The organism is Paenibacillus sp. FSL H7-0716, assembly GCF_038002705.1.
Classification (GTDB): domain Bacteria; phylum Bacillota; class Bacilli; order Paenibacillales; family Paenibacillaceae; genus Paenibacillus_AQ; species Paenibacillus_AQ odorifer.
The window spans coordinates 92,217-112,364 of sequence record NZ_JBBODA010000004.1 but is presented as its reverse complement, the minus strand read 5'-3'; the positions used below and the strand labels follow the sequence as shown (position 1 = coordinate 112,364).

The following is a 20,148-nucleotide window of genomic DNA, read 5'->3' as shown; positions in this document are numbered from 1 at the left end:
CTGAATTTAAATGCATAATACGCGAATATCATGCCTTGCTTCGGAAACATCGCAACCAACAGACCAAGATTGGCTGATGGTTAATATGAAAAAAGGGCTATCTCATTGTAGAATTCTACTCCTGAGACAGTCCCTTTATGTTTGAAACACACTCAATTAGTGGCTTGTCAGCCAATCCGCCAACTCTTCTGTCTGACTCAGAATAGCTATTGGATCCCAGTAGCCGGAACGATCGCTTGTCCAAAGAAATACGTGATCATTTTTGACTGCTGGCAGTGCGCCCCAGATCGGGTCGGCTTTAAGTTCATCCAGCTTTTTTGAGTCAGAGGTAAGAATGACATAGTCACCGGCATACTTTGGTAAGACCTCAGCAGAGAATGAAGCCCAACCCGGATCGGCCATTTCGGCGGCGATATCCGCGGGAGGCTTAAATCCCAATCCATTATAGACCGGCTGTCCACCTTTACCGAAGTCTGTTCCGACGGCCATCAAGCTGTTTTCAGACCATTCAATAATGGAAAATGTGCTGTCTGCAGGCACAACCTTCAATACACTCTCCTTGGCACTGGCCATACGGCTGTCATAGTCTGCAAGCCAGGTTTTTGCCTTATCTTCTTCACTAAGCAGCTCTCCGAAATAAGCCACTTCCTCATGTACCGTTTTTAGGGAAGCGTATGGAATAACGACCGTAGGTGCGATTTTTGACATCTGCTCATTTAGCTCAGGATAGAAATCATCCATTATAATCAAATCAGGATTTAGCGACAGAATTTTCTCTACATTTCCATTCCCGTCCCCTATATTCTCAACGTCTTTCAAATACTCCTGAAAATATGGATTTTTAATATGATGTTCGGAGGTTCCGATAGGTGTAATGCCAAGCGCAATTAAGCTGCCAAGATATTCACCTGCAACAATTCTCTGGGGATGAAGGGGGATCTCCACCTCACCGTTAACCGTTTTAACGATTTTGGTCTTCGGCTGCTGTGAGACAGCATTTTCCGTAGCCCCGTTTGTACCACATGCGCTCAGCACCAAAATGAAGCTTAGCAGCAGTACCGATGCCAGCGTAGGCCTTGAATGTTTAAACATGAATGAATCTCCCTCTTGATCAAAATGATACTGATAATCGTTATCAATATAATCAGTATAGTGAAATGATTCAAGGGCGACAATGGAGGATTCTATGTTTGTGGCAGGACTATCTTCTAGTTTGTTCTTTCTGGAATGCAATTCTCTATAGCTAATCGGGGAAACTCCCTTGTACTTTTTGAACAGCCTGCCCAAATAACTAGGGTCTTGATAACCGACACCCACTGCAATTTCCTTCAGCGTAGCATCTGTTTCCAGCAGCAGTGCCACCGCTTTTTCGATGCGCACCTTAATTAAGTAATCAATCGGGCTAAGTCCAGTACGGATTTTGAAGTAGGAAGATAAATGGGGGACGCTATAGTTCAGGCTTTCCGATAATGATTCCAGCGTAATGTTATCCGTATAATGTTCATGAATGATGTCGGCGACTCGGGCGGCCAGATTGCGCTTAGTCGTATTAACCCCTTGCACTGACATTTGATGGAGTAGCTCATACACAAACTGATGGAATAAAGTGCGAACATGCAACCGCGCAAGCGGCTGCTGCTTTCCCCACTCCTTAAACATTTCGCTCACTATACGATACAACGTTACCGAATGGTCAGGCGTTATGCTGTACGAATGATCAAGGGGTTGAGCACCCTCGTATAGCGTAGCAATCTCTAAGGGTAGTGAGGGATGCATACTCACTTTATAATAAATGCTATAGTAATCCAGCCCTTCGCTGCCTGCATCAATGTTGAGCACAGTTCCTTTGCCTACGTGAAGCACTGTAAAGCGCTGTAAACGATGAACTTCGCTTCCCAGATTAACTGTAGCATTACCGCGAATCGACATAAGAAACAGCCTTGAGGGGACGTAATAGGAAGGTATAGATTCGCCAGGTCTATGGGTCATCCGACGAATATCAACTACTTTGCAATTGGCGTGATTCCATACAGCAATAAGGTCATTGATGTCCATCACTGACTAACACCTTACATGTTTTCGTTTGAAGCCGAGCTGCGATTTATCAACTGCCTTTTGAATATTAATTGAAGCATTCAAAATCTTGCTTTTTGCACTACTGGTATGGACTTCCACCGGGCCAACTTCCTTTGCAATCTCAACCGCTTTATCATGAAGCGGCAGATAGGATACGCCCACAGTGTAAATGAAATTGTTCATTGCGTATTTCGTTCGCTCAGGAGCATCATGAATCGTATTTTTAGCAAGCTCCAACATAGCGGCTAATTTTTCTGCGGAAAATTCACTGTCCGGGCGATTTCCGAGCAGCCAGCAGTAACAGTTCCAGCCCGCCGACATTTTCAGCTCTATCTCACTTGCAATCCATTTATCAGAAACCTCTTGCGCAATATCCGTCTCCGCCAACGTTACTGCCACCACAAAGTCCGATAGCATATAGAAATAAGCCCCAGCAATCCACCGCTCAAAATCCGACTCGGTCATTGCTTTAGGCTCCGCGATCACCCCGGCAAAATACATAGCGTCGTAATTTCCCGTAGCATAAAGCTGCTCGGCCAAGGGTTGATTATGTTTTATTTTTCTGAAGATAGGCTTCATCTGGCCTGTGGCCACACCAAAAAGCGGTTCGTGCGCGCCATTGGATAGATATATTTTCTTGGTGCGTTCCTTGCCGAGAGCTTCAAGCTCTTGCATGACCGTTTCTAAATCCATTGTTCGCACTTCCTTTTTAATGAATATTGGCTAGGGACTCAAACTTTACTTGAATATATCATAAAAGCCCTTATAAATACCTTCTTTTATACATCAGGGTAATTTGCCCCGCTATGTATTCAGCGCTATATTGGTTGCCATCCTTAATCCACCACATAATAATCCCCAGTAGTGAGGCTGCAATAATATCAACGGAGACTACCTCCTTAGTAGAGTCAATGTTCCTCATGTTTCTTCGTTTATTGACAGTACTTTTTAACAGGTTGGTCAAATGTTTTTTGAAGCCTTTATGCTCAATCAATACAGCAAAAACTTTCCGGTATTCATAAAAATAATTTAAAAAGGTGACCAGCTGCTCCTGTTCGTTGTTGCTCTTCATTTGTAATAGCGGTTCAACCTTCATGGATAGGTCATCGAAGATTTCATGTACGATCTGCCGCAATAAATCGTTAATATCCTCATAATGCAAATAAAACGTTGCGCGATTTAGTTCCGCACGGTTGGCGATTTTTTGGACGGTCAATTGCGAAACCTCCACATTATCGGCCAATAATGAAAATACAGCGTTCTTAAGCATCTTTTTTGAACGAATAGCTCGTGGGTCAACTCTTTTATGTTCAGTCATTTCATCCCTCTATTATCGTTAAAATGGCCTTTCATCAACTAATTTGCCTATTCTGTCGATTAGTCGACATTTTCAATAAAATTGCAAATAGGAATACTATATAAATCCTGATATGATTTATTTTATTGACACTATGTCGAAAAAGCAATGAAGAGAGGACTGCAACATGCAAGAAGACACTAAGAAAATAAATAAAGGGATCTTACTAACCATCTTAATCTTTGGTTGTTTCTTATCCACACTCAATCAGACGCTTTTAAATGTCGCCTTAAGTAGTCTGATGGATGTTTTTGATGTCACGGCAACAACCGTACAATGGATTTCAACAGGATTTATGCTGATCAACGGGATTTTGATTCCGATTACGGCCTATTTAATGAAACGTTTTACAACACGGCAATTATTTATAAGTGCCATGTCATTTTTATTAATCGGTTCTATACTTTGTGCAGCAGCGCCGAGCTTTAGTCTACTCTTAATCGGACGGATGATCCAAGCTGCCGGTGCTGGCATTATAATGCCGCTCATGATGAGTGTTGTGCTGGCGATCTTCCCCGTTGAAAAACGTGGCAGCGCTATGGGACTGCTTGGACTGGCGATGATATTCGCTCCGGCTATTGGGCCAACGCTCGCGGGATTTGTTGTCGAATACCATTCTTGGCGCTGGTTATTTATCGGGCTTATTCCACTTGTCCTCATTGTAATAACTTTGGCGTTGAAGTATTTAGTGAATGTATCTGAGACGTCTAAGTCGAAGCTTGATGTGGTAAGTGTGCTTTTATCAACCGTCGGATTTGGCTTAATTTTATACGGCTTCAGTAGTGCAGGCAGTAAAGGCTGGGATGATGTAATCGTAATCCTGACCTTAGGGATTGGAGTCGCGGTAACAGCTGTATTCTGTCTTCGACAAATCAAATCGGATGATCCACTGCTAAACCTGTCGGTCTTCAAAAATAAAGTGTTTACGATGACATCTCTTATTAACGTATTAATCACAATGATGATGTACGCAGATATGATCTTATTGCCTATTTATCTGCAGAATGGTCGCGGGTTTACAGCATTTGATGCAGGACTACTATTGTTGCCGGGGGCACTCGTAAATGCGTTCATGTCACCCGTCACCGGTAAATTATACGACCGTTTTGGTGCGAAACCGCTGTTCATCATTGGCCTACTGTTTATTATTCCATCTATGTGGGCGGTAACAGATTTATCTGAATCGACCACGTATACTTATCTAATGATTCGTACCATTGGCCTGCGAATTGGATTAAGCTTCATTACTATGCCACTCAATACAGCCGGACTAAATGCATTGCCCAAACAACTCGGCACTCATGGTACAGCTGTGAACAATACTGTTCGCCAAATTGCCGGGGCCATTGGTACTGCTGTCGTAATTACAATTTATACAGTGCAGGCAACAAGTCATGCAACTACAGTGATGCTGAACAATCCCTCCACTACTCCTGAGATTCTTAAATCCCTTACATCGATTCTTGGGGCAAGTGACGCCTACTACTTCATGATGATTTTATCCGTTGCCGCATTTGTTATAACCTTATTTATGCCCACGAAAAACAAACTCATGACTGAAAAGAAAGCAAACCTAGTTAGCAAGGAAGAACCTCAGTTGTAACTAGTAATTGCAGAGTAAATAAAGAAAAGCCATTCCTTAGCGGAGTGGCTTTTGTTATGAATGGCTTGCTTTGGATCATTGGAGCACGTATTCCTACGAGCATCAATATTTCCTTATCCATATCAGTATCCCCCTCTCCATATCAAATGTGTAGACTCTATTATAAAAGCGAAAAAATATTTAAACTTTACACATAAGTTAATATATGGTATTTTAATAGTGTTATTAAAAGGAATATTAATCCATAATAAGGAGCTGATTCCATTCATGAAATTATCTTTAAAAAAGAGATTGATGCTTGTTGGAACCTTTGTTTCAGTCTTTCTTTTTTCTTTTGTTTCCCAAGCATATGCGACTAATTTAATTGGCTACCCTACAGCTACACAAGCTAAGAATAATTGGTGCTGGGCTGCGACTAGCGTTACCATACTTCAATATTACGGAATCTCTGTAAGCCAATGTTCTTTTTATGATCATGTGAAGGGAACCTCCGGCTGTACAACAGACGAGAGTGAATCTTATGGAACTGTTCAAGAAGGCATTCATGATTATGGTGTCTCCAGTTGGAATCATACAGGAGCACTATCTTACAGCGATGTAAAAAACCAGATTGATAATGTTGGCAGTCCTATATATGTAAGCTGGAAATGGAATAGTGCTACCGGTGGCGGGCACGCAGTAGTTATCTATGGGTTCGACACATATAGTGGAAATGATTGGATTCAACATATGAACCCGAGTGGGGGCACAAAAACCTCCATGTTATACACCAACGTTAAAGGTGGCTCCAGCTACGATAGAACCTGGAGATGGGGACTTCATGGCTTCAACAAATATATTTAAGGAGGGCTTCCCATTAAGAAAACGCTGCTGTTAACTGTAACTTCATTCGTTTTATTTCTGACTTTTTTCTCACCTGTATGGGCTCAGACCGTAACTGAAGATGTTGTTTCTTTTGCAAATACAGAAGGATTAACATTGATTAAAGAAGGGCTATCTAAAGATCCTGAAGGATATGGTTACAACAATGAAGCAGAGATTAGTGAAATTACCGTAGGTCAAGGAATGCAGATTCATTTTATTGATGGCGCTAAGCTTAGGACGGCTTCCGATAGTCTGATTGAAACGGTCACCCCCCAAGACAACTGGGAGTTTCTTATTTTATCGGGCGGAATACCCAAATCTAAAATGATCATTCAAAAGGATGCTAACGGGTCCTATCAAGTTACTGAGTTTGGAGGAAATCCTAATACTTTGGCCTATGCTATTCATTCACTACAAGCTGAGGGTGAAGTGAGTGAGCCTACACTTATCCGTGAGCGGGACGAATATATAGCTGCCTTCAAGAAAGACAATCAGGAACTAATCATCGCCCCACAACAAGTCTCATCAGCAGAAACAAAAGGACTAAGCAATATTTCGGAGCCTCAAGCACCCGGGCATTTAATAGATGTGTTACAAACGATGCAGAACGATTCTTCCGATGACGAGCAGGATGGGTCGGGAACCATTGCTTCCGCATATTATGCGGACGATAATAATCACCTAACAAGGTCTATCACCATTAGCGCCATTATTGCTCTAGTAGCGGTATTTGTGTTCTGGGCCTATCTCAGAAGACGTAAACAACCTAAATAAATGTAAAAATAAGTAGGCCGCCCTCCTTCATTGGATTGTGGCCTACTTTGATAGATAGTACCTCTAAAAAGCCTCCCTCTCCCCATCTGATTAGGACATAAAGGCTGCCAAAGACCTCGTTAGCATAACACCATTTGTAATGGTATCTTGCGGCTAAACATCTCGTCCAGTACCCATGCCCCTTTTATACATTTTTTCTGCTTCAATTGGACTTTCTTTTGCCGTGATATGATGCGGAATTACCCGATAAACTTGAACCGGACCGCCAAATACAGCCGATCTATATTTTTCCACATGCTGCTTGGACAAGCGGCGATTATAATAACCCGGTACGTATTTATTGATCAATTCCTGAAGTACATGTGTGGCTTCATCCAAATCTGAAATCGGCTCTGCTTGTCCAAATATCATTACGCTCATATAAGCTGTATCCGTTTTGGCTGGTACCGGATCTGTAATAGTTCCGTATTCCTCACATACCGTAAAACATACCTCCGGATTATCACGCATGACCTGATTACGTCTTCCATCTCCAGCCCCGTGAATATACAGTTTCCCTTCAGTCCATACATAATTAAGTGGCACAACATAAGGGAGGTTCCCATCAACCAACCCCAGATAACCTAATCTCGTTTGGTGAAGGAACCTTTCAATCTTCTCTTGATCTAGGCATTCCCTGGTCTTGTAACGAACCGAATTCATATCGAATCTCTCCTTTTATTTAAATTGCGGATACCAGCGTTGTTACGGTAGTATATCAATGAATGGATTGCATTAAAATATCCATAATTCGCTGTTTAGAGCAATCCATAAATCGCTTTTTATGATTGGCGTTTCTATTTGGAGGTATGTACGATGATGAAAGTAATTCGTAATGATAAGAGACCCATCTGGCAGCAATTGCTTGATCAAGCGATCCATAATATTACTAGCGGAGTCTGGGCACCAGGAGAACTACTGATTCCTACCCGCGAACTTGCGCACATCGTAGGTGTCTCCCGCTCAACTATACAGATCGTCTATGAGGAATTGTTAAGCCGGGGTTATACAGTTACCTCCCGCCGGGGAGGGACGCGAGTTAGTACATGGAAGCAAGTCACTATATCAACGAAGGAGATAGAAACAGAGGGCCCCATACCTCCTTCACTGTCCTTGCTAGACTCAGCTGTTGATCAATTACATGACTGGTTCAGGGGTAAAGAACCGCTAGAAGTGGATATTGATTTCAGTCCCCATGAACCCTATTTGGATGAACAATTTCAAAAAAACTGGCGGCAATCGCTGCTTCAGGCATCCGCTGAAATGGATTTATCAAGCTGGGCTTACGGTAACTGCTACGGGTACACACCATTACGTGAGCAAATACAGCGTTATTTATCACTTGAACGGGGCATACATGTCCAAACCAATCAGATTCTGTTGACCTCAGGAGCTCAGCATAGTATTGACTTAATCGCACAGTCACTTTTAGCTGATGGGGACACTGTCTCAGTAGAGGATCCAGGTTTCCCAGCTGCTTGGATGGCAATGAAATACCGACGTATGAATGTGGTACCCGTTCCTGTTGATGAGTATGGTCTAGTGGTTGAGCATATTCACCCGCAATCCAAACTGGTCTTTGCCACCCCTTCCCACCAGTGCGCAGTAGGGGTCGTTATGTCGGAGCCCCGCCGGCAACAATTGCTGCATAAGGCCGTTCAAGAACGATTTTGGATCATTGAAGACGATTATGATAGTGAATTTCGATATCGCGGGGAGCCGCTGCCAACGCTGTTTAGTCAGGCATCTAATAATACTTTGTACCTCATGAGTTTCTCTAAAATGATTGCACCAGGCATTCGTATTTCGGCTATTGTTGGATCAGTCGAGGCAATTGCTCAGCTAGCGAAGGTGCAGGAACTGACTTACCGTCATCTTCCGATTATGGATCAGCTAACACTAACCCACTTCATTAAAAATGGTCATTTTATGCGCCATATGCGAAGAGTCAGAAATGTGTACCGGCGAAGACACGAGGTCATGGCAAAAGCTATTATGGCTAGCGGATTAGGGGAGCGCTTCACGCTCAGTGGAGTAGAAACTGGATTACATATGTTATTAGAAGCTGAGGAAACATTCGACGAAGAAACTGTGACAAAGTTAGCCCTACAACATGGAATACGTGTGTACCCTCTTGGGCCCTATTGTTTGGATAGCAAAAGAAAAGGATGGGTATTAGGGTTTGCAAAAGTAGATGAGGCAGCGATTGAGCAGGGCATTCATCGTCTTGCGGAGTTGATCCTATAAAATCACCTCCGCAGCACTCACACAATTTGTTGAACAGTCCATAGACTATTTTAGATTTATGAAACCATTGCTTCCGCGTATTACGCGGACGATAATAATCACCTAACAAACTCTATCACCATTAGGGCCATTATTGCTCTAGCAGCAGTATTTGTGATCTGGGCCTATCTCAGAAGACGTAAGCAACCTAAGTAAATGTAAAAAAAATAGGCCGCTCTCCTTCATGGAGTGCGGCCTATCTTTCTCTCATCTACGGCTCGCGAGAAATATTCAAACACTGCACAAATACTATTAAAAACTTACCAAGAAACTACTCAAAGGCATATCGGTTTACTCAACTTTCCTTATAAACAATTTTTTTCAAAAAAAACATAATCCTTATAAAGAATTTTCTGGAATTTCCGATATATTTATAGTACACATAATGGTTCAAATTACCTAATTGGGAGGGTTTTATTTGAAAAAGATTTTTAAAATCGGGTGTCTGGGATTCATCGCTTTAATTGTACTAATCATTGTCATTGGTATATTTGCTAAAGATAAGGATAGTTCAAACGACACAACTAGCAAATCTAATAACACCGCAAACTCTGTAGAAACAAAGGGCACCTCAAAAGAAGATGCGAAAAAACTAGCAAAAAAAGGGGAAGAATTACAAGTTGGCGATGTTGTTTTCAAAGTTAACAAGGTAACTACTACCAAGGAAATTAAAGATGGAAATTACTTATCCTACTCACCTAGTGCTGACGGAAGTATTTTCCTAGTAGTAAATGTAACTGTTAAAAATGCTGGTAAAAAAATGATTACCACAGACTCATCATACTTTCAGCTCCTAAAAGATGAAGTTACGTATAACCCGTCAACGTTGATTACTACTTCCGGAGACTATTTTTTATATGAAGGAATCAATCCTGGATTGGCTCAAACAGGCAATGTAGTATTTGAAATCCCAGAAGATATGACTGGCTTTCTTTTGAATGTCCAAACTGGGTTCTGGGGAACCGAACAAGGACAGATTGAATTGAAATAATACTATATGAATCGTAAACCACCAATGTAAGTTGGTGGTTTTTTGTTACTTCTTCGACGTAAAAATTCTACTTTATGATCAAAATAACCGTCAACGAAGTAACTGGTGCTTTAAAACGTAGTAGTTAAGATACTTGGCAGTTAACAACTGAATATTTAAAAATCAATGCAAAAGGCACTACCTTGAGGCAGTACCTTTTGCATTGTTAAGTGAAGAGATATCCAATTTAGGTGAGGTTAATACTCCACATCAATTCAATCAGGTCCTACATTACATAGCTTTTTCAGCCAGATCGCTAACTAAATTTCTCATCCACTTACGGGAGTAAATCCGGGCGTAGCCGAAGCCAAAGCGGACAACCTCCTCCAGCGAGATGACGAGATACACAAGGTAGACAGGTTGCTTCCAAATGTATGACAGCAACAGCCCGGATGGGACACCTATCAGCCACGTTGCGGTAGACTCCATGCCGAATACGAACTTGCTGTCTCCTCCGCTGTTTAGAATACCGCCGGCTATAATCATATTGGATACTTTGACCCAAAGAAATCCAGCAAACACGATAACGATATACATGCTCATTTGTTTAGCATCCTCGGAGATATTGAACGCAGAGACATACAGCTTCGAGCCTGCCGCAATGATAACCCCGACGATCAGAGAGATAATGATGCCTAGACGAATGAACCGTTTCGCATGATCGAGTGCGATATCGGATTCATTCGCACCCAAACGGTTGCCAACCATTACCCCTGCTGCACTAGCCAGCCCCGATAATAAACCAATGCAAAGACCCTGAAGTGGGAAAGTAATGGTCATCGCAGTCATTTCCATCGTCCCCATACGGCTATAAATGACCGCATATGCTGTTTCACCCAATACCCAGATCAATTCAGTCAACAGCAGCGGATAGGTCGTTCCAAAAAACTTGCGGATGAGCGGTTTAGGAACGATGAATAAGTTCTTTAACCCGACAGCTCCCGGTAAACGATACCGGTACACGGCACCAATGATCAACAAGCATTCGAAGACTCTAGAAATAAGAGTAGCAATGGCAGCGCCCTTCAGGCCAAGCGCAGGAGCACCGAAATGACCGTAAATAAGTACGTAATTCAGTATAATATTCAAGCCAACTGCAATTAGACTTACATACATCGGCCACTTGGCATGGCCAGTACTGCGTAAAATCGCGGAATACATCATCGTGAGCATGACAGGCACAAAACCGATCGACATTATCTGGAGAAAGATATATCCCTCATCTATTACATTCACGTCTGTAGTGAATAGGCTCAGAAAGAGCGGCGAATCGATAAAGACAGCCGCAGAGAACAGGAACGAGAACGCAAAGCCGGTGATCAGTCCGAGACCCAGTACTTGAGAGACACTTTTGGAATCTTTATTTCCCCAAAACTGGGCTGCATATATGGATACACCCGTCGATAAACCGGCCAAGACAACCGCGATGATCCCGTATATTTTGGTCGACATCCCCACCGAGGCAATTGCCACATCTCCCAACTGCCCGACCATCAATTGATCCGTCAAATTAAGCAACGCCATCAGCAAGCTTTGAAGCGTAACGGGCACAGCGATTTTATACACACTTTTGTAGAAATCTTCTTTCTCTGACATGTATCGTTCACAACCCCCATATTCTCGATTTTTCCCGAACTCATTCCCATTCGCAGTCTATGACTTAGTGTGAGGTTAGATCACCTTTTTGTAGCGCATGAGCGTGTAGTTATCTTTTGGTTGAATTTCTACAACCTTGAACTTTTTCGCAAAGTTCAATTGCTGGTACCCGTCTCCATCCACTAAAGTAATGTTTGTGGAGCCGCCTATGATGATTGGAAGCTGCATTAGAATAATCTCATCGACGATATCCTGATTGAAAATATGCCAGTTTAAGAATCCTCCGCCTTCGACCATCAGACTGGTAATCCCATAGTTCTCCTCCAACTGACGTTCAAGCTCCACAAAATCTACTTTATCCTCGCCGCAGATAAGGCACTCCTTCCCTCTTTGCCGGATCTGTTTGATTTTTTCTTCATCCCGTCCTTTCTCGGTCGTGACAATAATTGTCTTCCCTTGGTCTGAGAGTACATTGCAATCTAGCGGAATATCCAAAGTAGTTGTCGGAATGATACGAATTGGATTTTTATTCTCCTCATACCGATTAGTAAGGAAGGGATTGTCCGTCAAAATTGTATTTTTGCCGACCATAATTCCCTGCACCTTCCCCCGGAATAGATGAATAAATTCCATATCCTCACTGGAAAATAAAGAAAAAAGCTCTTTACTCGAATTACCAGCGCCCATAGTGAGCTTTCCATCAATAGAAATTTGGCTGAATATCGTTGTTTTCATTTGGCTCTCCCCATCTCTAATTAGCTTTTAAATGCACCCCAAGAGGCTTGAATAGTCTGTTCTATTTTGTTCAATGCTTGTTCAGGATTGCTCAGGGGCAGCTCAATAAGACCCGCATTTAACGCCTCCCATACATGGATCATGAAGGGATAAGTCGGCATCGGCCGTGAATGATCCAAAAGCGATAAAATCATCTTTTTGTTAGGCGCAGCAGAGGCAGCTAAACGGTTTAGCACCTCTTCCTGAGCTGGAATCCGCTGTACACCCAGCGTCCACATAGTTTGGCTTTCGTCACTCAGCATAAAGCGTGTGAATGATAAAATATCTTCCCGCTCCTCGGACGTTAATGAATGATTAGGGTAGATCAGACCGATAGAAGAAGACATGGATAACGATTGCCGTCCTTCGATGCTCGGAAGCTGGCAAACCGCAAGCCTATTGTTCATATGCTTATCTAGATGGTTATAAATCCACTCGCCACAAATAATGGCACCGATCTTACCGTCAATGAACTGCTCAAGCAGTCCTGTAGAGCCGTCGAGACTAACGAGCACGCCTTGATCCATCTTGTCGCTAATAAACTGAAGCGCCTGCTTCATTTCAGAGGTGACGATATTCGGCTTTCCATTCTGTACAGGCCAGCCGCCGAAAGCTGTGAGGAACGGAATAAACCAATATCCTTGCTGTAAGTCTGCTCCAATCGGTACGATACCTTGGGCGGATAACCTTTCTGCTGCCTCTTCGAACACGTCCCATGTCGTCGGCGCACTAGGGTAAATCGACGGGTTGTAATACACAACCAGATGATTGCCCCGCAATACCGGTATACCATACTGAACACCATTCATTTGCATCGTTGAAAGGGCACCCTCAGTCAGCGTATCGCCTAATAGCCCGCCCGGCACTTCGGAGTAAAGACCGTTCTCAACATAGGAGGACATGTCGGCAGGAACCATCGCCAGATGCGGACCTTGCTGGGTATCCTTAATTTGGTTCAGGCGCGCAGTCAGCTCCGTAATATTCATGACTTGTGGCGTAATTTGTACCCCAAAGCGCTCTGTATACAGCTTACAAATTCCCTCCAGCACCTCAATCGAGGTATCTCCCGGACCATCAAACTCATGCCATACCACGACTTCCTTATTGTTTTTTTCCATTGCAGCCTCTCTCCCTTACCTAAATTGTCTATGATTGTTTACGAGCACTAAAGCCTGATTAGGCGCAAGCAGCAAGCAGTCCAACGCCTGACCTACGCTGCTACCCGTTAAGGAACTATCCAGTGTTACCGTCATTGGGCATCGGCCAGGTACGGCTACCTTCAAATCAACTTGGCAGAAAGCATCAGCACTCAAGTTAAAGCAGCACAGCAGCGTCTCATCCCCTTGCATATACCCGTACAAAACAATACCTTCCGGGGATTGAGCCACGAAAAAGTTTTCCGGCTTCACTAGGTGGCGCCAATCTTTCTTGAGTTCACTTAGCTCTGCCAACAGCGGCAGCATCGGTGTAGGATTGGTCCAGTTAATTTGCATAACGTTAAAAAAAGCTCGGGAAATCTCCTCACCATTCGTGTTATCTCCAAGACCACAGTTGAGCGGCTGCTCCTCATTCATTTCATAACCCGTCGTCACGTATGGAATTGCATTCGGAAGAAATTGATTAAATACCGCGATCATCCGAGCAACCTCTACACCGCCACGGCTGGTGATCCGAGGAGTATCTGCTGTTTCTGCACAGGCAAATACATGAATATTTAACTCAGGCAGCTCTTCTAAGAATGAAACGAGATTCTCTTTATTAATTTGTGTCATGACGTTCCATCCACTGCCAAGCATAATGTTATAGCCGGTGTTTGCTGCCTTCTTGTGGTTGCGATTGAACAAATCTTCACTGATTAAGATCGCATTGGGATTCATCTCTTTAACCGTTTCAAAAATACGAGTCAACAACGGAATAGGTAGCACGTGTCCGATATCGATGCGGAAGCCGTCAATCCCATATTTTTCGAGATTAACCCGTACTGCCTCCTCCAGAACATCCCACAGCTCCAGATTCGGCTCCTCTCCCGGGTAGTCATTGCATTTAATCGTATCAAAAAGGACATATGGCGCCTGATCCGGACTTATAAGATGTCTCACTTGCGGAGAGAAATCCTTGTAGAGACGTAAGAACGTAATGTCTGTCCAAATCGGCTGCACATCATTTATCCAATCCGAATGTGCTGGAGCAGTCGTTATCCCCATCTCTTGCTCCACCAAAGTTAATAGCTCATCCCCTGTTTTAGCAGCTTTCTCTTTCAAGTGCTGCCAAAGGATTGGATGAAGTTCATTGGGCGGTGGCGTGAACTTCCGCAGAAATACTGCTGTCTCCTGGCTACGGTAGACCGTCTCCAATTTGTCCGGCGTACACTCCTCAAAAAATCCAAGCTGGGGAATTGCGGGCGGCGCAAAGCCTTCTAATTCGTCCATTTTGATCCAATACACCCATTCAGGATGCTCGGTAATGAACACACTGTTTTTCGCCGTCACACGGGGAATGAAATCAACAACAGTCTTAATATCAAGTAAATGACAAGCCTCTACCAAAGCGCTGAGCTCATCATGAATCGTAAACTCCTCCATATCATCCAATAGGCTATCATGCAGGTTCTCGTCCAAATGGAATAACGATTGCACCGCGTAAGGGGACCCCATATCCCCCTTCAGATTCAACTTGCTGTACTGGTTAACTGGAAGCATGTACAGAATATTGATGCCCATTTTCTTTAGCAGCGGCAGAAGCATAAAGAATCTTAAAAAAGTACCCGATTCAATTTTTCCGTCATGGTTGTAATCCCAAGCGGTCGAATAGCGAATAAGCGAAGAATAGATCGCGCTATCGTCCAGATTTGTACGTTCCTTAAGCAGATATCTCCACGAAAGCCTGTCCACATAATTCAAATGATCTGTCAAAAAATCATACGGGTGTACACAAATTTCACCCTCTTTTTCTAAGAGAACACGCTCATATTGGCACTCATTCCACACTGCGGGTATCCAAATTGGCTCTACGTCTTTGGCCTTGTGTGCAGACAAGTAGTCTTGAATTAATCTGAATTTGCTGTCGTTGCTCATTAACAGTGCCACCTCTCATTGAATGTAGTTTTACGTTTAGGGAACAAAAACCGTCTTAACGGTTTCACTTCCAACCACCTTCAAAGAGTTCAATTCATAGCCGATCAACTCGTCTATCGCTGCTTCATGCTCACTGAGCTTAACTTTTCTAGTCACTAGTTTCTCCATTTCAGGAGTTTCAGCGGCAAACCGCAAAGCTTCCTCGAACATGTAGCGGTATTCACCTGCTGCTATAATTTTTATTGCATGCTGCACGAATTTAGTAGGGGAAAAGGTGTAGCGATACTTCGCATTAATACCAAAAGGAACGATGCGGCCTCCACGTTCAATCCACTTTTCCGCCATTTCGAGTTGAGTGCCCACCGTATCGATAATCACATCAAACTTATGTCCCGCACAGATTTTGTCTACGATAGCTTGATTTAATTGGGCAGGTGTTAAAGCAAAATCTGAGATCTCTCTGGCAAAAGCTAGCCGATAGGGATTAACTTCAGTCGCTACCGTGAGCGCAGATTTCGACTTGCTCACAATTTGGCTTAACAGTCCCATTGGACCCGATCCAAGAATGAGCACCTTGTCGTCTGCTGTGACATTGGCTTCTTTGAAATTGTGCAGTACACAGGCAAGCGGCTCAATCAAAACCCCCGTCTCCCAGCTCATATGATCGGGAAGACGGTGTGCAAACGTTTGTGCAGTGGAGTAAAAAAAAGTGAATGTCCCATTTCGATTCAAACCCGCAATAGGCATCCCATTTCCATCGATGCCCGTACAGAGGTGCGGCTGTTTCTTCAAGCAAAAATAGCATTCATCACAGCTTTGATTCGGATCGATAACTACGCGGTCGCCTACCTTAACACGATCAACGTTGCTGCCGATTTGAATTACAGTCCCTACTGCCTCATGACCACGAATGACCCCTGGAACCCCCTCCTCTTTCCCGGTGATGACTGCTAAATCTGTTCCACATACACCTGTCATCTCAATCCGGATCTTGACTTCATCCGGTGCTGCAATCTGCGGCTCTTCCCATTCGCAGAGCTCCAGCTTATGATTGGATGTCCACACCAATGCTTCCATACTCATTCCCCTTTCTCTTTTTTGTTATCCATATTCGCCCAGAATATATCATAACTACCATGTAAAAGTAAGGTGAATGTTGTCGAAAAATGTTAATAATTACATTTTTATATAAACAATTCACGAGTAAGCGCTTTAATTTTTTTTTGCTTATTATGCGGAGTGACTGTCTGAAACGGCAAGTTTAAGAGCCATCCTTTGTGGGATGACCCTTAAATACTATCGTGATCAATCGAGCTCCGCGAGGAAATAAATCCCGAATCAACGTCTCCTATTTTGCAGCTTCCGCTTCCAGCCGTGCAATGACCTCAGAGCGGGCTTGATCTGTGAAGCAAAGCACGCCGTTTTCCTGAACGATCAGTCCTTCCCGTATTCGGCCATCCAGCCAATCGCTGATCCAGCCGGGAGCATATCCGCCTTGGCCGAACTCGCCGCCAAAAGCAATCATTTCTTCATATACATCCAGATACTGTTGACGGCTTGTATTTGGATAAGAACTTGTGTATAGCCAGAACTGCACATCGTACATCAGAGTAGAAAGCTCATCCGCATGAAAGGAGAAGTGTCCCTTCTCTTCAACGATTCGGGTACAGACTTTACGGATCTTCTGCTCAAGCTGATCTACCTCAGACACATGGCTGCACAGCTTCGCAAGCAATGGTGAGAATTGGCCTACGGCTACTTTGCGCAAATCCTCCTCTTTATCTTCTTCAGAGGTGTCGTATTCCTCATCACTCACCAGGCCGCGTATAAACGTCTCGAAGTCTGGGGCCAGAAACGTAATCTCATAATTATCTTCCTGATCCACATGAATTACCTCGGGTTCGCCGCCCCTCCCGCAGTTCCGGTAATCCAGCATCACGACATCATGGCCTGCCGAAGGGCAATCACAAATTACCACGCCAATGTCAGGGTATCCCCACTCCTCAATCATAAACGGACTGCCGAGATCGCCGCAGAGTGAATAGCTTTTCTCACGTCCGATGCCCATAATGCCCGTAATCGCAATATGATCCTCAGCCCATGAGGTCGCATCCTCCGTGGGAAAACAAGTATTATAAGGCACTCCCCCATTGTGCTGCTTCATCAGACTGATATAAGAGGCAGGGAGCTTGTAACCCAGTTCTTCTTCTACAGAAGTAATCAGCTCATCCGTAGGCGGGGCAGAAACATATTCTTTTAGCGCATAATCGCTATCTTTCCAAAATTCGGAGAGGTCCATCCCTTCAAAAGGAGTTGCAGTCGTCCCCGAATCATTATGTTGCTCTCTGATTGCCTGTCTGGCTGCGGCGTGTTGTTCTTTGCGTAGCTTACGCTGGCTGAATTTCAAAAACATGGCCGTATTCTCATCATCCGGATCGAGGTCGTGGGCAATACCCAGCACTTTCACTGCTTCCTCATATCGATTCAAATAATAGTAGGAATATCCCACACGAAAATGCCACAGATAATCATTCTGCCCTTGTTCCGCAATCTTCGCGAAGTGTTCAAGGGCTTCTTCATAACGTTCCAGATTGTTATACGCTCTTGCCAGACTGCTGACCATCTCGTAATCTCTGTCCGCTGGAGGAATCTCCATCAGAGTGTCTACAATCTTCTGGTGTTCATCATCTTCATGCCACTGTGTCAGCTGTGCGATTAGTTCTTTGTCCATGGTCTACCTCCCCAAGCTTATAATCAAGTTGCTAGAATATAGAGAAATATGGTTTTCCCTATTCTACCAGATGGGATGTAGGTATTGAAAATCGATAATATAACCTCACAAAGATTCTTAATTATGGGTACAGCCATATCCCTGAAACCGTCATCACCGCTGGCAGGGCAGCCTCGTCAACCGCTACATTGTCATACCAGCCGCCCACTGCAAGGTTCAGCACCAGATAAAATGACTCGTTAAAGGGCATAACGCCTGGCTCCAAGCAACGCTCGGCAAAGCAATGTCCATCTACCAGCCATCGTATCGAACTGGCGGTCCATTCCAGTGCATAATCATGGAATTCATTAATGGTTCCGCTTTCAAAATGGTGCGAGAACTCCTCGACGATTTGATGTTCCCAATCCTTTCCGTAGTGCAGTGTTCCGGATATTTGCTGAGGCAAGCGGCCTTTGGCTTCCATGATATCAATCTCGCCGGAAGCTGGCCACGGTCCGTACGCCTGTTCCTGCGGAAGCAACCAGATGGCAGGCCAAACCCCTTGCCCCACCGGCAGCTTTGCACGCACAACTAACTTCCCATAGCAAAAGGAAAAATGGTCCTTTGTATCCAAACGAGCCGAGGTATATGCAAAATTGCGCCCATCCTTTCCAATGGATTCACTGCGTGCGCATAGGTTTAGGCCAAATTCATCGATGTACAGATTGCTGGAATGATCCGTGTAATACTGCTGTTCTCCGTTGCCCCAACCTGGGTCTATGGGATTACCTTCATTATCTAATAAGTCGTTGCCAAGGCGGATATTCCATAGCTTCAAATCGGCATTTCTATCTAAGAAATTCTGTTCCCATATAGGTTTATTCATCCTTTGCACACTCCCTTCATTTAATCACAGCATACTTAATTTTTGCGGCTGGTCAAACAAATCTAAAAAAATGGGATAGGGTCGATAATCATGGGCTTTTTTTCCTATGCGCTTTTTCATACGATGAAATAGAAAGGGGGCACGGAAAATGTTCCAATACAGAACGGAACAAATGAAAGCGCTTTTTAAGCAGTGGCAATTGCAAAGCATGGTTATCCCGGGAATCATCTGGATGTTTATCTTTTGTTATATCCCTATGTTTTGGCTCATTATTGCATTTATGGACTACAGCATCGCCAAACCCTTACTAGAATCACCGTTTGTCGGGCTGAAGCATTTTCAGGATTTTTTGACGGATGAGCGTTTTTGGCGTTCGATTCGCAATACTCTGGGGATGAGCAGCATCAAGCTGGTCCTGGGTTTTCCCATTCCTATCTTGTTTGCCTTGCTGCTGAATGAAATACGGAGTCTTCGATTTAAGCGAACGGTACAAACCATTTCGTACCTGCCGCACTTTATTGCCTGGACGATTTTTGGCGGCATTGCGCTCAATTGGCTGGGCGAGGGCGGTGTGATCAATCAGTTGATGATGGCGATCGGGCTCCAGGAACGCGAAATCCTGTTTAACAGCGACCCTAAGTACTTTTGGTGGATCACCTTTTTCACCGATACGTTAAAAGAAACCGGCTGGAGCGCCATTATCTACATAGCGGCAATATCCGGCATTGATCCGGGGCTGTACGAAGCGGCTGAGCTGGATGGCGCAAACCGGCGGCAGCGGATGTGGCATATCACCATTCAGAGCATACGCCCCACCATCGCTATTTTGTTCATCCTCGCTGTCAGCGGGATACTCGGCAGTAACTTTGAGCAGATCTTTATGTTGAAGAACAATATGAACATGAGGATGGCGGAAAGCCTAGACTTGTATATCTACAACATGGGGTTGGTCTCCGGGCGCCATTCCTTCTCAACAGCTGTCCTGTTCGCCCGCTCTATTGTGGCGCTAGGTTTGTTGTTTTTGGCAAATCACACATCCAAAAAACTAACCGGCGACAGCATTTTTTAGAAGGGAGAGG

Annotated in this window: 17 protein-coding genes; 6 read left to right on the top strand and 11 right to left on the bottom strand. The window is 44.0% G+C overall.

The genetic code is table 11. The annotated features are described in order from the left end of the window. Positions 1–156 precede the first annotated feature (156 nt). The 3 genes from MHH60_RS07060 to MHH60_RS07050 form a co-directional block, all read right to left on the bottom strand. Positions 157–2,055, bottom strand: coding sequence for an AraC family transcriptional regulator (locus tag MHH60_RS07060; protein ID WP_076132855.1), 1,899 nt, complete (start codon positions 2,053–2,055; stop codon positions 157–159). A gap of 6 nt (positions 2,056–2,061) precedes the next feature. Further along, positions 2,062–2,769 (bottom strand): DNA alkylation repair protein, encoded by a 708-nt coding sequence (locus MHH60_RS07055; protein WP_076105124.1) that lies wholly within the window; start codon positions 2,767–2,769, stop codon positions 2,062–2,064. Between the two features lie 70 nt (positions 2,770–2,839). Continuing rightward, positions 2,840–3,394 carry a TetR/AcrR family transcriptional regulator gene (locus MHH60_RS07050; RefSeq protein ID WP_076132857.1) on the bottom strand — a complete coding sequence of 185 codons (555 nt, stop codon included), beginning with the start codon at positions 3,392–3,394 and terminating at the stop codon, positions 2,840–2,842. A 166-nt stretch (positions 3,395–3,560) separates the two neighbouring features. On the opposite strand from MHH60_RS07050, the gene MHH60_RS07045 reads away from it, so the two are divergent. The 3 genes from MHH60_RS07045 to MHH60_RS07035 all read left to right on the top strand — a co-directional run bounded on the left by MHH60_RS07045 (position 3,561) and on the right by MHH60_RS07035 (position 6,674). Beyond that, positions 3,561–5,036: a DHA2 family efflux MFS transporter permease subunit gene (locus tag MHH60_RS07045; RefSeq protein WP_076132859.1), complete on the top strand. Its 1,476-nt coding sequence runs from the start codon at positions 3,561–3,563 to the stop codon at positions 5,034–5,036. A 267-nt stretch (positions 5,037–5,303) separates the two neighbouring features. Continuing rightward, on the top strand, positions 5,304–5,879 hold the full coding sequence (locus MHH60_RS07040; protein WP_076132861.1) for a C39 family peptidase: 576 nt from the start codon (positions 5,304–5,306) through the stop codon (positions 5,877–5,879). Positions 5,880–6,014: 135 nt separating this feature from the next. Then, positions 6,015–6,674 carry a hypothetical protein gene (locus tag MHH60_RS07035; protein WP_076132863.1) on the top strand — a complete coding sequence of 220 codons (660 nt, stop codon included), beginning with the start codon at positions 6,015–6,017 and terminating at the stop codon, positions 6,672–6,674. Positions 6,675–6,827: 153 nt separating this feature from the next. Here the strand turns inward: MHH60_RS07035 and MHH60_RS07030 are convergent, their stop codons facing one another. Then, positions 6,828–7,376, bottom strand: coding sequence for a pyridoxamine 5'-phosphate oxidase family protein (locus MHH60_RS07030; RefSeq protein ID WP_076132864.1), 549 nt, complete (start codon positions 7,374–7,376; stop codon positions 6,828–6,830). A 153-nt stretch (positions 7,377–7,529) separates the two neighbouring features. Here MHH60_RS07030 and pdxR point away from each other — a divergent pair, with 153 nt between their 5' ends. Beyond that, positions 7,530–8,960 carry a MocR-like pyridoxine biosynthesis transcription factor PdxR gene (pdxR, locus tag MHH60_RS07025; RefSeq protein ID WP_076132866.1) on the top strand — a complete coding sequence of 477 codons (1,431 nt, stop codon included), beginning with the start codon at positions 7,530–7,532 and terminating at the stop codon, positions 8,958–8,960. Positions 8,961–9,417: 457 nt separating this feature from the next. Next, the gene (locus MHH60_RS07020; protein WP_076132868.1) at positions 9,418–9,990 is read left to right on the top strand and encodes a DUF4352 domain-containing protein; all 573 of its coding nucleotides are present in this window, start codon (positions 9,418–9,420) and stop codon (positions 9,988–9,990) included. A gap of 270 nt (positions 9,991–10,260) precedes the next feature. Here the strand turns inward: MHH60_RS07020 and MHH60_RS07015 are convergent, their stop codons facing one another. The 7 genes from MHH60_RS07015 to MHH60_RS06985 all read right to left on the bottom strand — a co-directional run bounded on the left by MHH60_RS07015 (position 10,261) and on the right by MHH60_RS06985 (position 19,069). Further along, entirely contained in the window at positions 10,261–11,625 is a 1,365-nt protein-coding gene (locus tag MHH60_RS07015) for an MATE family efflux transporter (RefSeq protein WP_076132870.1), read from the bottom strand. A gap of 75 nt (positions 11,626–11,700) precedes the next feature. After that, the gene (locus MHH60_RS07010; protein WP_036682374.1) at positions 11,701–12,360 is read right to left on the bottom strand and encodes a dihydrofolate reductase family protein; all 660 of its coding nucleotides are present in this window, start codon (positions 12,358–12,360) and stop codon (positions 11,701–11,703) included. Positions 12,361–12,380: 20 nt separating this feature from the next. Continuing rightward, a complete protein-coding gene (locus tag MHH60_RS07005; protein ID WP_076132872.1) occupies positions 12,381–13,517 on the bottom strand; it encodes a sugar ABC transporter substrate-binding protein in 1,137 nt (378 codons plus the stop codon). Positions 13,518–13,532: 15 nt separating this feature from the next. After that, positions 13,533–15,473, bottom strand: coding sequence for an alpha-amylase (locus MHH60_RS07000; protein ID WP_081388818.1), 1,941 nt, complete (start codon positions 15,471–15,473; stop codon positions 13,533–13,535). A 36-nt stretch (positions 15,474–15,509) separates the two neighbouring features. After that, complete coding sequence (locus MHH60_RS06995; protein ID WP_076132874.1) at positions 15,510–16,550, bottom strand: zinc-dependent alcohol dehydrogenase; 1,041 nt, start codon at positions 16,548–16,550, stop codon at positions 15,510–15,512. Positions 16,551–16,821: 271 nt separating this feature from the next. Beyond that, positions 16,822–18,204: an SMI1/KNR4 family protein gene (locus tag MHH60_RS06990; RefSeq protein WP_076132875.1), complete on the bottom strand. Its 1,383-nt coding sequence runs from the start codon at positions 18,202–18,204 to the stop codon at positions 16,822–16,824. Positions 18,205–18,325: 121 nt separating this feature from the next. Then, entirely contained in the window at positions 18,326–19,069 is a 744-nt protein-coding gene (locus MHH60_RS06985; RefSeq protein WP_076124265.1) for a glycoside hydrolase family 16 protein, read from the bottom strand. Positions 19,070–19,217: 148 nt separating this feature from the next. Between MHH60_RS06985 and MHH60_RS06980 the strand changes: the two genes are divergently transcribed. After that, entirely contained in the window at positions 19,218–20,138 is a 921-nt protein-coding gene (locus MHH60_RS06980; RefSeq protein WP_076124267.1) for an ABC transporter permease, read from the top strand. Positions 20,139–20,148 lie beyond the last annotated feature (10 nt).